Source organism: Nitrospinaceae bacterium, assembly GCA_018669005.1.
Taxonomy (GTDB): domain Bacteria; phylum UBA8248; class UBA8248; order UBA8248; family UBA8248; genus UBA8248.
The window spans coordinates 93,966-107,107 of the sequence record JABJAL010000079.1; the positions used below are offsets into that span (position 1 = coordinate 93,966).

The following is a 13,142-nucleotide window of genomic DNA, read 5'->3' on the forward strand; positions in this document are numbered from 1 at the left end:
TATGTTATAACATAACATCTCAAGGCTCTCAACGGCTCGTATTCTGAGGTGCGAAATGAGCAAGATAAGACGGGCGAAAACTTTCCTCTCCCTCGATCATGATCATAACCACTGCATCGCCGATGCACTCTCAAAGGCAGAGGAAATTTGCGCCGCGCGGGGCGCGCGCCTCACAAAGATTCGCAAACACGTTCTTTCGTTTGTCTGGGAGAGTCACTCCCCGGTTGGCGCCTACGACATCCTTGCACGCCTCAACGCCGAGGGCCGCCGCACCGCCCCCATCACCGTCTATCGTGCGCTCGATTTTTTGATGGAGAACGGCCTCGTTCACCGCCTCGCCAGCATGAACGCCTACACGGGCTGCGGCGTTCCCGAAACGCCCCACGGCGCACATTTTCTTATTTGTGAGAACTGCGGCGCAGTCGCCGAATTGCTGGATCCAAAAATAGACAGGGCTATCTCGATGGGGGCCGAGCAGGCGGGATTCGCCGTCAAGTCCCCTGTCGTAGAAGTCCAGGGTCAGTGTCCCTCATGCCAGACGGCGGCTCATAAATGACTGTGCAGCCCGGCGGAAAAACTCTGCTCGAAGGACGAGGCATCGGCCATGCCTTCGGCGAAAACGCCGTCTTGAGCGATATCGACATATCGGTTTCCTCAAGCGAGATTGTCACCCTCATCGGCCCGAACGGAGCTGGCAAGACGACGCTCATTCGCATACTGCTCGGCCTCATCCGGCCAGACGCGGGCACCATCGCCAAGCGATCAGGCCTCATCGTGGGCTACCTGCCCCAGCAGCTCGACATCGACCCCATCCTTCCGCTGAACGTGCGCCGCCTTCTCCAGCTAACGAGCCGCCCCGCCGAGGAGCAGATGATGCAAGCGCTAGAGGAAGTCGGGGCGGCGCATCTTATAGAAAATGCAGTTCAAGTCCTCTCCGGCGGCGAGCTCCAGCGTGTGCTCCTCGCCCGGGCGCTCGCTCGGAATCCGCATTTACTTGTTCTCGATGAACCCATCCAGGGCATCGACATCGTGGGCCAGACCGAGCTCTACGAGCTTATCGCCCGGATACGGACCCAGAGGAACTGCGGTGTTCTGATGATTTCCCACGACCTCCATCTCGTCATGGCATCGACCGACAGGGTTGTGTGCATCAACCATCATCTCTGCTGCTCTGGTCAGCCTGAGACCGTCAGCCAGCACCCCGAGTACATCGCCATGTTCGGGCCAAAAGAGGCGAAGAGCCTCGCCGTCTACACCCATCACCATGACCACTCCCACGACCTCGCCGGCCATATCGTACCGCTCGCCGAGGGCGGCAATGGCGAGCACGACACCCGCGGGGACGAAGAATGATTTTCGAGGATTTTATATGGCGAGCGCTGATAGGCGGCGCAGGCGTCGCGATAGTGAGCGGCCCGCTCGGCTGCTTTATCGTCTGGCGGCGAATGGCCTACTTTGGTGACTCGCTCGCGCACAGCGCCCTGCTGGGCGTGGCACTCGGTTTTTTGCTAGGGCTCGATGCGCGCCTCGGCACCCTTGCCGCATGCATCGCCCTCGCCCTGTTTCTCGTCCTGCTTCAGAGCCAAAAGCGCCTATCCTCGGACACGCTTTTAGGCATCCTCGCGCACACGGCGCTCTCCTTGGGGCTTGTCACCATCAGCTTCATGGAATCGCTCCGGGTGGATTTGCTCGGCTATCTTCTGGGCGACATTCTGTCTGTCACGAACTCGGATATTTACTGGATCCTCGGCGGCGGCGCGCTCGCGCTCGCGGCGCTCGCCATTATCTGGCGCCCGCTCCTCGCCATCACCGTCAACGAGGAGATTGCCCGCGCCGAGGGCATCCCAATCGGGCTGATACAACTCGCCTTCATGCTGCTCATCGCGCTCATTATCGCCATCGCCATGAAGATCATCGGCATCCTATTGATTACATCGCTTCTCATCATTCCGGCGGCGGCGGCGCGGCGATTTTCAAAAACGCCGGAGCAGATGGCGGCCCTCGCCAGCCTCATCGGCGTCCTCGCCGTTCTGGGCGGGGTCATGGCCTCGCTCCAGTGGGACACCCCCTCGGGGCCCTCGATAGTTCTCGCCTCAGCCGTGCTGTTTGCGGTGAGCGCCAGCTGGAGCCTTGCCGGGGAGAAATAAAAAAGGGACCGAATCAAAAGATCCGGTCCCTTGTAAACCGAGAGTTCTATTCTCAATCAACATTCACTTCAAAGCAGCCTAGTTCGCGTCGAGAAAATACTTAATATCCGTCATCGACTCCTCGAAGCACTGAATCAAGAAAAAGTGGCTGGCGTCCTCATAAATTTTTATCCGGCTACCGGGCACCCGCTCGGCAATCTGCCTGGCGGCGCCAACCGAGCAAAGAACGTCCTCGCCCCCGGCCAGCACATACGTCGGGCATTTCACCTGACCCAAGCGATCCAGCGCATCGTGCGTCAGGCAGGCATTCGTCGAGTTCGAGTAGCCGTGAATCGGCCTGTCCGTGTTGCCGAGCCCGGCCTCGAAGGCATCGAGTAGTTCCTGGTTCTCATTAAAATAAAGCGGCGGGAAGAAAAAAAGCGACTGATGCTTCGCCGCAGCGGGGTAGCCTTGCGCCTTCACCACCTCGTTGAAGTTGTAGAGAATTTGATAGCCATAGCGGTCGAGTTTTCCGAACGAGGCGGTGATGAGCATGCTCCTCACACGGCCCGGATAGTTGATGGCCATCTCCTGCGCGATGGCGCCGCCCATCGAGCGGCCAATGACGTGGGCGGGCTCAGAGACGCCCAGCGCGTCCATGAGGCCGATAGTGTCGTCGGCAAAATGCCGCGTCGTATAGGGATAGTCGGGGGCACTGCTCCTGCCCGCGCCCCGGTTGTCTAAGGCGATAACCCTGTAGTTTTTTTCGAGCACTTTTATCTGCGACTGCCAGCCACTGCAATCACCCGCCAGCCCGTGAATAAGAACGACGGGCGTGCCCGCCCCGGACTCCTCGTAGTAAAGCTCTACATCCCCAACAGTTGTTTTCGGCATAACAGCTTCCCTCTGTCAAGAAATTCAAAAAACTCGTGCCCTATCCGGGCACATCTGAAACTAAATCGTGCAGCGCAGAATATGGAGCCCGTGATTCTTATCGGTGACGTACATGTACCCGCGCCGGTCCACGAGAACATCCTCGCTCTGCGTCACCAATGTTTTCGGTAACATACCCAGCCGCTCGGTCGGATCCGAGGGGATGTAGTGGGCGATCTCAAAGGGGTGCACCGGGTCCGAGAGATCGTAGATGCGGAGCCCCGCGTTGAAGTAGGTCAGATAGATCCTGTCCTCGCGCTGCTCAAGGCAATCCAGGCCCTGGGAGTGGTGCTGGTTGTGCGGGCCAAAACGCCCGCCGCGCTCGCAGAAGTTTTTGTGCGAATAGCCCTTGGGTGGATCCGGCACCGGAAAAATACTCATCACCCGAGGATTCGTCTCATCCTTGATGTCGATGACGGCGGTGTAGTTGAGCGGCTCATCGCAATTCTCACGGAGCGCCTCGCTGTTGGCGATGGCGATGTTGCGGTCCAGGTAGGGATAGACGGTGTGAACCGCGAGGTTGCTGCCCAATGGCGGGTGGACATTGAGGCGGCTAATCATCTTCGGGGCTGAAATGTCCTCGATGTCGAGAATAATGATCCCGCCCCCGGCGTAGGGCAGATAGACCCGGCCATTTTCGGCATGGGCCGGGCCATGCTGGAACGCATTGATCGGGCTCCGGGGCTTGCCGTTCTCGTCTAGTTCCTGCTCGGGGAGCCACCAGCGGCCCGCCTCCTTGGGATTTGCCGGGTCCTCCAAATCGAGCACACGATAGATCCGGCTCCGGTAGCCCTCCGCTCCAGCGGAAAGATGTGCATAGCGGCCACCATTATAAAAGTTGCGATGGGTGCCATCCGCCCCTGTCTCCCAGTGGGCGATGCGCTTTGGATGCGCAGGGTCGGTCGCCACATCCCAGATATAAACGCCCTCGGCCTCGGGCGGGTCGTTGGGCCGGGGGCCCCAACCCTCGGGAATTTTCTCCATCGAGGTGATCATCAGGCCATCGGCCACCTGCACCTGAAGGGTCCAGCAGTTATCCGGGCCCGGCAGCCAATCGCAATGCTCGGGCGAGGCAGGGTCGGTCACGTCGAGCACCGTCCAGCCGCTCTGCCAAAAGGTGGACAGATAAAGATAGAAGCGCTCGTTCACCTCTTGCATGGCAATTTTGAAGGCCGGGCGTTTTTCGAGGTCGTGGTATCCGATGAGTTCAATATTTTCCGCTGAAATTACGTCTGGCGCATTCGATACAGTCATAATTATTCCATCCTCTATCTATCTGTGAATAAATGTCATGAAATCATCCAGATACTGCAGAGCCCCCAGGTGCCTCGTCCACAGGATCGTCCAGGTTAACTCTCTTTTTCTCGGTGGGCGCATAACCGCCCGTTTTCATTTTCGAGGCCGCCTCAAGGCTCGGCTTTATCCCATCGGGCTCGCCCCCCGGATAGGCATCGTCCGGGCAACGGCTGTCCCGCATATAAATGCAGGGGCGGCACTGGATACAAGTGAGAATTTCCTCATCACGCCCGGCAAGAGCTTTACCAGCATAGTCCGGATCAGTGAGCATCGCCCGCCCGACGGCCACAAGATCGGCCCCCATGTCCAAGTATTCCTGAACGCGAGAGGGCTCAAAACTCCGCCCGTTAGCGATGAGCGCAAGTTTTACTTTTTTCCTGAGCCGATCGAACGCCGGATTGTAAAACTCTGGCTCCACCGCCACCCCGTTCCGGGCATTGCGGGAACAATGAATAATGTCCATCCCCGCCTCCTCAAGGGCAGCGGCAAGCGCCAGCGTATCCTCAATGGTGAAACCTTCCTCCCAGGGCTCAAGAAGTCCCGTTCGGTAGCTGATGACCATATCCTCGCCAGCGTTTTCACGAACCGCCCGTGCGACCTCTACCGGAAAGCGCATTCGCCTCTCAAGGCTCCCACCATATTCATCGGTTCGTTTGTTCGAGGAGGACGAGAAAAATTGTTGTATCAGGTACCAGGTCGCTCCATGGATTTCGAGCATTTTCACCCCCGCCTCACGGACACGACGGGCCGACTCTCCAAAGGCACGGACAGTGTCCTTCACCTCCTGAGTGGAAAGCTCGCGGGGAAGCTCGTCGTTTTTGGGGTGTTTGATCGGCGAGGGCCCGGCGATGGGCATTCCCGTCACCGCACTCAGGGCAGTGCGCCCGGCATGAAAAATCTGAACGGCAAGAGGCGCACCTGCAGCCTCGACTGCCTCGGCAAGCTCTTTTAGGCCAGGGACAATGTAATCATCGTGGGAGGCAAGCTGGCTCGGAAAGCCCTTACCCTCTTGATTGACGTAGGTCGCCTCGGAAAAACAAACCGCCGCCCCGCCCCGCGCGCGAGCCGTGTAGTGGGCGTGGCTCCAAACCGAGGCGACACCATTTTCCTCTGCCCGCGAGGAAGTCATCGCCGACATCGTGATCCGGTGTTTAATTCGAAGGCCCCTGATTTCTATTGGCTCAGTGAATTTCACGTTCCGAATCCCCTGGATGATCGAAGGTGGGGTTTTATTCTCCCGAGAGCATTTTCTTGACCTCTGCGGCGTCGGAGGCCTCATTGTAATCGCCTTCCATATGGCCGCTGCCGACCGGGCTCTTGACGTGAAAGAACACCGCAGGCCCCTCTACAACATGGATTCCGTGCCGCGTATTTCGGGGAATGTGAATCAGATCGCCCTTTTGGACCTCACGCGTTTCATCGCCAAGAATCATGTTGAACTTGCCATCGAGCATGAGGATGAACTGCTCCTCATTGGGGTGAAAATGAGGTGGCGGGCCGCCATCCACCTGGTAGGTAACCATCGCCGCTTTCATTAACTCACCGGCAGTCGTCTGAACAGCCCCATCACCGAGCGCGGTGGAAATCGTCTCCATTTCAGAAATCTTATAGAAAGGCATCAGCGCTTCCCCTTATGAAATTTTATTTGGGTCGGGCTTATTCTCCGGCCAGCTGTTTTTCTACTTCATCGGCGTCATCCGCCTTATTATAGTCTTGGTACAAATCGCCATCCCCGGCCGGGCTTTTCACTGTGTAGAAAACTGCGGGGCCCTCAAGGATATGAATGCCGTGGCGTACGTTGCGCGGGATGTGGATCAGGTCGCCATGCTCGACAATCCGCGTCTCATCGCCAAGGATCATGTTCAATTTTCCCTCGAGCATGAGAACGAACTGCTCCTCGTTGGGATGGACATGCGGGGGCGGGCCGCCGCCTACCGGGTAAGTGATCGTGCCAGCCTTCATAAGCTCTCCAGCAACAGACTGCGTTACGCCATCACCGACACCGGCCTCAACTTTTTCAATCTCCGACATATTATAAAAAGGCATTCAAACATCCTTCCATAAATTATACCGACTGACTCAAGACCTCAGTCCGCTACACGATGAATAGAATTGAGCTTTAAGGCACGGGCGCACGAATATACCGTGCAACCCTTGGGATACTCGTAGGGGCCATGGGCATTGCCTGCTCCACCGCCGTATACATAGCCGCCTCGGGTGAGCACTTTGCCATCGATGTGCATCTCGCCCTCAAGAACAAAGATGCTGTGATAATGATCGTGCTCATGGCGCGGCTCAACATAGCCGGGAGGGAAGCGGACGAATCGCTCCGCCCTCTCGGATACTTCGTCATGGCCCTCGCGAATAATTTTCATCTCGACGCCCTTGGGCAGGCCCAGCACCTTTACGCCGTCTTCCCACTCAAGCTCGTCCGTATTAACTGCGAAAAAACCGCCGACATATTCCACGGGATATCCTCCACCGGTGAGTTTCGTTTAATTCGACTAAGCGCCTTTTGTGAGATCCGAGCCATGCTCGGCCTCGGGGTTGCGGTGAATCTGGTTCATCTCCTTTGCTCGCGAGCAGGAGAAGACGGTGCAGCCCTTGGGATAGTGGAAGGGGCCATGCTGCTCGCCCGGCCCGCCGAAGACGAAATCTCCGCTTTTTAAAATTTTTCCATGGACATGCATCTCCCCCTCGATGACCAGCGTGCTGTGGAGATGGTCATGAATATGGAGGGGCTCGGTGTAGCCGGGCGGGAATTTCACGAACTTATCAACGCGCTCGGACACGTCGTCAAATCCCTCGGCAACAATCTTCACCTCAACGCCAGGGGGGAGGCCGATGACTTTCGTGCCATCTTCCCATTCGAGCTCTTCGGTGTCGATTATCAAAAAAGATTCCGCTTCCTTCATGGATGTACCTCCTCGATAGGTGATCCCAATGCTCAAATCATGTGGGTGATTCCGAATCTAAATCATGGTCATAACGCGCGCCCGAAGCGAATGGGTCATCTCGCCAGCGTGCATGAAACTCGTCATGTCTCGAACAAAACGCTCCATAGGCGCTTCGGTCATGTACCCCGCGCCGCCCCACACCTCCATCGAGCGGCGGGCAATTCGCTCGCAGGCCTCGGAAACAAAAATCCGCGCAAGAAAGCTCTCGCGCACGGCATCTGCGCCCCCCTGATTGGCGGCCCAGGCTGCAGACTGGAGCGCACGCCGCGCCGTAGCAATCTCCATCAGGTTATCAGCGAGCATGAAACCCACCGATTGATGCTCGATGATGGGCTTGCCGCCCTGCACACGCTCCCTGGCGTGTGCGTCGGCAAATTCATTAGCGTGTCGCGCCGTGCCAAGCGCCGCCGAGGCGGGCAGCACCATGAAAACAGGAACAACCCCGGCCCAGGCCTCGGGCGAGCAATCTATCCGGCTTGCGCCAGTAACCTTCACGTCATTAAAAACCAGCGCAACATCCTCGGCCGAGCGCATTCCCATCGGGTCGTGGCGATGAGCAACACGCGCCACATTTCCGTCAAGAAGAAACGCCTGGCGCCCGTCCTCTCCCTCAAGCGAAACTAAAATCCACCGCGCCGCCTCACCGTTCATCACATGAGACGAGGAACCGCTCAGCGACCACCCACCTTCCGCCTGCCGCGCCGAGGCCGAAATATCCGCTTCGGCCCCCTCATAAGGCATCCGGTTCTCGGGCATCGGCACATGTGAAAGCTCGCACCGCGTCAGATGAGCACCATGATCGCCTGCAAAGTCTTTAACAAAGGACTCGAATTTATCTGCGGCGCAGATTTTCCGCAGCGCCATGGATACGCACCAGTCCTGGGCAAAGGTCGCCCCGACACCTAGATCCCCCCAACCAATTTCCTCGCCGACAACGCACAGGGTGAGCAAATCCGCGCCGCCGCCACCCAACGACTCTGGAACGGCAAGCGTACGAAGGCCCAGGCGGCTGCCTTTTTCCAGCAACTCCGCCGGAAATCTCCCCTCCGGGCTTTTTTGACGGTCAATCTCCTCGACAGCCGGAACAATCTGCTGCCGGGCGAAATCCCGCGCCATTGCCTGGAGCGCAATATGGGTTTCCTCAGGCGCAAAATCCATGCGCACGTTTCCTCTCTGCGGTGATTACGCTTACCAAGATCTAGTCGATGAGCCCCACGCCCCGAAGATCGCCTTCGAGCTCTTTTTTCTCATCCGCCGTCAGCGGAATCATCGGCGCCCGCGAGGGGCCACCCGACATTCCCATCAGGGACATCCAGTACTTGAGCGCCGGAATCGGGAAGGCACCTCTCGACCACGGACCCCAGATCCATTTGTCCATCACCCGGCGCATCGGATTCATCACCTCGCTCGCCGTCCAGGCCTCATCGACATTTCCCACATCGATGAGGTCGGTGTACTTCTGCATGGTGAGGTTGCCCGTGCGCTGATAGAGGAACGGGTCGGGGCCGCTCATGAACGTCTGCTGTTTGTGATAGGCCCTGTTGTAGAACCACTGTGTCTCCATCGGATCGCTCACAACGATGTCATCGCCCACCGCATGGCGCACTTCATCGCAATGATATTTCGGCTGGGCGTTCTTAACGCAGCAGATGTTCTCGTTGTCACCCACCAGCTCTTTGATGAGCTGAGGCGAGAGCGAATAGCCGGTCGCCCCGGTGTTGAAGAGCGAAACACCCAAGTCCACGTTGTCGCAAACATATTTAAAGTAGGCACGGACCCGCTCGGGAATCCCCTGGGCGCCCAGATACGGATTCGCCAGAATTGCGTAGGTCGCACCCGCCTCGGCCGCAGCGTTCGTCAGTTCGACCGCCTCTTTCGCCGAGGTGTGGCCGGTGTGTGCGATAATGGGCACATCGCCCGCCTCATCGCAGGAGATCTCCTGGCCGCGAAGGCGCTCTTCTTTGGTCATGCACCAGAACTCACCAATCATGCCGCCGATAAAAAAGCCCTTGATGTCAAGGTCATCGATGTAGTGACGAATGTCGGCGCGATACGCGTCCTCGTCGATATTGTCGTTCTTATCGAAGGGATAGGGTATCGCCGCCCATATGCCCTTCATGTTGTCTTTGCAGTAAGTCCTTGCGTCAGATTTTTTGTAGGAAGCCATTTCTATCTCCTCGTTGATGGTTGAAAAAAGTTCGCCTCAGTATTTGATTACCATTCATCCTCACCGGGAGGCTTGAGGAACGGCGCCGCCTTCAGCTTGACCGCCTCGTTTGTCCCGAAACCGTGCAAATAACTCAAAACATCACGCCAACATTTCTCGGGCGAGGGACGATCGGCATGATAGGTCGCGCCCGTCCTCCCCCATATATCCATCGCCATCCGGCACACCTTGATGCCCGCCTCGGAGGCAAACACCTTCGACATGAGCCGCCGCTTCGAGTCATCGGTAGGTTTGTCGCCATGCCAGGCGGCGGCATAGAGAACCGTTCGCGCCGCCTCGATAAGCATGTACATCTCGGTGAGCGCCATCTTAGCCCATTGCTCCTCAAACGCCCCTGTCCGGTGGGCCGCCGAGAGCGCCAAGTCGTAGGCCAAACGCGAGGGGCCCATCACCGGTATCAGGGCGCCGCTCACCATACTGCGTAGAATCGACAGCCCGCCGTCCCACTCGCCGAATAGATTCGCAAGAGGGACGCGGCAATCCTGAAGAACTAGCTCACCATTTTGAAGAAGCCGCCTACCAAGTTTGCTGTGCGCCTCGCCGATGGTGAAGCCCGGCGTATCGCGGGGAACGAGGAAACAGGTGAGCCCCTCGCTCATGGGCCGCTCGGGGGCCGTGCGTGCAAAAATAAAATAATATTTTGCGAGCCCGCCATTTGAAATGTAGTGCTTCGTCCCGTTAAGAACGTAACTATCGCCGTCTTTCCTTGCGGTCATCCGGGGGCCTGCGCCGGGGGCATCGTAGAGCAAAAAAGTGTCGGTGCCGCTCTGGGGCTCCGTCGTAGCGAGGGCGAGTAAGGCTCTGGGATCACTCAAAAAATCGCCCAAATAGCGCTCGCGCTGATCGGGTGTTGTCTCGTCTGTGAGGAGGCGCGTAAATTTGTAGGTCTGATCGAGCGAAACGGCAACCCCCAGATCACCATATGCCATCTCCTCGGTGACCATGGCCTGAACCAGGTGGCGCGCCCCAAAGCCCCCATGCTCTTTGGGCACAGTTAGCGTCCTGAGCCCCGCCGCGTCTATCTTCTCGGTGATCTCCCAAGGATAGGCCTCATCGGGTGGGTAATTCCGGTCCCTCTCTGCGGCAATAGGAAGAAGGTCCTCGCGCGCAATTTGCCGAGCCCGGCGGACCATCTCTTGCTCTTCGGGTGTTAGATCCGGCTCCAATTTCAGCTCCGAGGTTTATTCGATTCTATATTCGACGAGGTGTTCAATATTACGATGCCCTGCTAGCTGCAACACCATTCGTCAGCATTGACGATAACGAATCGGCGGATTCAACTACCAGCCGCTCAAATTCTGATTGCTCGGAACTCTCCATCCCCGCCGTGGGCATGGCCACCATGAGCACCGCGATGACATCGCCACCCGTGCCGCGAATCGGTGCGGCAATGCTCAGCGCACCGAGAATGTGCTCCCCATCGCTGAGGGCATAACCCTTCTCGCGGACACACTTCAATTCATCAATATATTCGGTGGCTACTGTTATCGAACGGTCGGTGTAGCGCGTCAACCCGTATTCGCCGATCATCCTCTTTACCTGCTCTGGTGGCAGATGGGCGAGAAACACCTTCCCCCCGGCTCCAAAGTCCCAGGCGCGGCGCGCGCCCTGGGGCGAGTGAACACGGAGGTCGTCAGGACTCTCGATGCATTCGACGACCACCATGTCGTCGCCGTCTTTTATTCTAATCGAAACAGTTGCCTTGGTTTTAGCCACTAGTTTCTTCATGAGTGGCCGTGCCTCTGGCATCAGGTTGAATCTTCGGCTGGCCACGGAGCCGAGTTCAAAGGCGTGCAGACCCAATAGGTATTTTCTGTTTTTAAGATTTTTTCTCAAAAAACCGACATCTTCAAGCGTCTTGACCGCCCGATGGACCCGGCTTTTGTGCAAACCAAGTTCATTGGAAATCTCTGTGATTCCCCATTCAAAATCCGTGTCCGTAAATAGCTGCAGGATTTCGAGCCCCCGCCGAAGCCCCTCGGAACGTCCACCCGAATTCATTGTTCTCCCCCCAGGAACATTTGTTCTGATAATTTCACTGTACAGGCTGGGTGCCTTTTTTGTCAATGAATCCGGACCTTTCCAGCAGTTCACTGAAACCAATCAGGCTGGTAGTATGCGCCGTCAAATTCTAAATAATCGAATCAAGGATTTTGTCATGCGACCATTTCGAAGCTTGCTCTTTAGTCCGGGAATTCGTCCCGAAATGATGGAAAAAGCCCCGCGCTCGGGCGCAGACGGCCTGATCTTCGATCTGGAGGACTCGGTTCCCAACGATCGGAGACAAGAGGCACGCGGCTATGTAACCGAGGCGCTCAAACGGGAGGGCAATCCCCCGGTGTTCGTCCGGGCAAACCATCCCTCGACAGGCGAGATGGAAAAGGACTTAGAAGCCGTCGTTTCAGACGGGCTCTTTGGCATCATTCTCCCCAAGGTGGAAACACCGGGAGACGTCAAACGGATGGATATGGTGCTCTCGGATCTAGAGGCCCGCGCCGGCCTCTCTCCCGGCAGGGTAGTCATTCTCCCTCTTCTTGAGAGTTGCCGCGGCCTCCATTTCACCTATGAGATCGTTACCGCCTCCCCCCGGGTACAATCCATGGCCTTTTCAAGTGGCGAGGAGGGAGATTTCATGGTGGACATCGGCGGAAGGTGGACCCCTGAGGGCGAAGTTTTCCTTTACCCCAGGAGCCAACTCGTCTGCGAGACACGCGCGGCAGGAATTGGTGTTCTCCTCGATGGCGTGTTTATGAATCTAGTGGATGACGATGCCCTGCTCCGTGAGTGCAACCTGGCACGCAACATGGGGTACACCGGGAAAATGGCAATTCACCCCAAACAGGTTGCCGCGATTCATTCGGTGTTTACACCCTCGGCCGAGGAGATCGAATACAGCCGTGGACTCATCGAGGCCTTTCGCGAGGCTGAGGCGAGTGGAAAAGCAGCGGTGCAATTTCGGGGCATGATGGTGGACTACGCAAACCTCAAGCGAGCGGAACAACTTCTCGCCCTGGCCGATTCGTTTTAAAAGAAAGGCACTTTTCAAGTGACATCCAAATCTTCTCTATCGCGTTTACTGCGTCCCGCCTCGGTGGCCATTGTGGGGCTCTCGGCGGATCAGACGAAACACGGCGGTCGCGTTCTCTCATTTCTCCGGAAAGTAGGGTTTGAGGGAGACATTTGGGGCGTTCATCCTAAGACACCCGCCATCGATGGCGTCGAGGTGTATCCGTCTCTCAAGGAGGGGCCCACCTCGCCGGACGCCATAATACTTGCCGTACCCCCGCCCTCGATTCCGGGTGTACTTGAGGAAGCCGCAGAGAGAAAAGCGGGCGGCGCCATTATTTTCAGCGGTGGGTTCGCCGAGGTCGGGGGCGAGGGGGAATCGCTCCAGAGGCGCGTCTGCGATATCGCCCGCGCCGGAGGGGTTCGGCTGCTGGGGCCAAATTCGGCAGGAATTATTTATCCACCCGCCCGGACAATTTTGAGCTTTCTCACCTGCCTTGAGCGGCCTGCCAAGGAAATTCGCCCGGGGCCCGTTGGGCTCATCACTCAGAGCGGCGGGACGGGGAGTTTCATGTTCAACCTGGCTGCGGATCGTGG

Annotated in this window: 16 protein-coding genes; 5 read left to right on the top strand and 11 right to left on the bottom strand. The window is 57.5% G+C overall.

Annotated elements, in window-relative coordinates; translation table 11 throughout:
* Positions 1-55: 55 nt before the first annotated feature.
* Genes HOJ95_12910 through HOJ95_12920 form a run of 3 tightly spaced genes read left to right on the top strand, consistent with a single transcriptional unit; the run spans position 56 to position 2,147 of the window.
* Positions 56-556 (top strand): transcriptional repressor, encoded by a 501-nt coding sequence (locus tag HOJ95_12910; GenBank protein MBT6395602.1) that lies wholly within the window; start codon positions 56-58, stop codon positions 554-556.
* Positions 553-1,353 carry a zinc ABC transporter ATP-binding protein ZnuC gene (gene znuC, locus HOJ95_12915; protein ID MBT6395603.1) on the top strand — a complete coding sequence of 267 codons (801 nt, stop codon included), beginning with the start codon at positions 553-555 and terminating at the stop codon, positions 1,351-1,353. Before HOJ95_12910 ends, znuC begins: the two co-directional genes overlap by 4 nt.
* A complete protein-coding gene (locus HOJ95_12920; protein MBT6395604.1) occupies positions 1,350-2,147 on the top strand; it encodes an iron chelate uptake ABC transporter family permease subunit in 798 nt (265 codons plus the stop codon). The genes znuC and HOJ95_12920 overlap by 4 nt, the downstream gene beginning before the upstream one ends.
* A 78-nt stretch (positions 2,148-2,225) precedes the next feature.
* Here the strand turns inward: HOJ95_12920 and HOJ95_12925 are convergent, their stop codons facing one another.
* From HOJ95_12925 to HOJ95_12975, 11 genes are read right to left on the bottom strand one after another with little or no spacing between them, the layout of a single operon-like run.
* On the bottom strand, positions 2,226-3,020 hold the full coding sequence (locus HOJ95_12925; GenBank protein ID MBT6395605.1) for an alpha/beta fold hydrolase: 795 nt from the start codon (positions 3,018-3,020) through the stop codon (positions 2,226-2,228).
* 60 nt (positions 3,021-3,080) lie between these two features.
* Positions 3,081-4,313: a hypothetical protein gene (locus HOJ95_12930; protein MBT6395606.1), complete on the bottom strand. Its 1,233-nt coding sequence runs from the start codon at positions 4,311-4,313 to the stop codon at positions 3,081-3,083.
* A 43-nt stretch (positions 4,314-4,356) separates the two neighbouring features.
* Positions 4,357-5,550, bottom strand: coding sequence for an NADH:flavin oxidoreductase (locus HOJ95_12935; GenBank protein ID MBT6395607.1), 1,194 nt, complete (start codon positions 5,548-5,550; stop codon positions 4,357-4,359).
* 34 nt (positions 5,551-5,584) lie between these two features.
* Positions 5,585-5,974 carry a cupin domain-containing protein gene (locus HOJ95_12940; protein MBT6395608.1) on the bottom strand — a complete coding sequence of 130 codons (390 nt, stop codon included), beginning with the start codon at positions 5,972-5,974 and terminating at the stop codon, positions 5,585-5,587.
* A gap of 37 nt (positions 5,975-6,011) precedes the next feature.
* Positions 6,012-6,401, bottom strand: coding sequence for a cupin domain-containing protein (locus tag HOJ95_12945; protein MBT6395609.1), 390 nt, complete (start codon positions 6,399-6,401; stop codon positions 6,012-6,014).
* 41 nt (positions 6,402-6,442) lie between these two features.
* Positions 6,443-6,823 carry a hypothetical protein gene (locus HOJ95_12950; protein ID MBT6395610.1) on the bottom strand — a complete coding sequence of 127 codons (381 nt, stop codon included), beginning with the start codon at positions 6,821-6,823 and terminating at the stop codon, positions 6,443-6,445.
* A gap of 36 nt (positions 6,824-6,859) precedes the next feature.
* A complete protein-coding gene (locus tag HOJ95_12955) occupies positions 6,860-7,270 on the bottom strand; it encodes a hypothetical protein (GenBank protein ID MBT6395611.1) in 411 nt (136 codons plus the stop codon).
* Between the two features lie 57 nt (positions 7,271-7,327).
* Positions 7,328-8,470, bottom strand: coding sequence for an acyl-CoA/acyl-ACP dehydrogenase (locus HOJ95_12960; GenBank protein MBT6395612.1), 1,143 nt, complete (start codon positions 8,468-8,470; stop codon positions 7,328-7,330).
* Positions 8,471-8,510: 40 nt separating this feature from the next.
* A complete protein-coding gene (locus HOJ95_12965) occupies positions 8,511-9,479 on the bottom strand; it encodes a dihydrodipicolinate synthase family protein (protein MBT6395613.1) in 969 nt (322 codons plus the stop codon).
* Between the two features lie 47 nt (positions 9,480-9,526).
* Positions 9,527-10,705 carry an acyl-CoA/acyl-ACP dehydrogenase gene (locus HOJ95_12970; protein ID MBT6395614.1) on the bottom strand — a complete coding sequence of 393 codons (1,179 nt, stop codon included), beginning with the start codon at positions 10,703-10,705 and terminating at the stop codon, positions 9,527-9,529.
* Between the two features lie 49 nt (positions 10,706-10,754).
* A complete protein-coding gene (locus HOJ95_12975; protein ID MBT6395615.1) occupies positions 10,755-11,540 on the bottom strand; it encodes an IclR family transcriptional regulator in 786 nt (261 codons plus the stop codon).
* Positions 11,541-11,697: 157 nt separating this feature from the next.
* On the opposite strand from HOJ95_12975, the gene HOJ95_12980 reads away from it, so the two are divergent.
* The gene (locus HOJ95_12980; protein MBT6395616.1) at positions 11,698-12,567 is read left to right on the top strand and encodes a CoA ester lyase; all 870 of its coding nucleotides are present in this window, start codon (positions 11,698-11,700) and stop codon (positions 12,565-12,567) included.
* An 18-nt stretch (positions 12,568-12,585) separates the two neighbouring features.
* The coding region (locus HOJ95_12985) for a CoA-binding protein (protein MBT6395617.1) at positions 12,586-13,142 on the top strand (557 nt) is incomplete at its 3' end.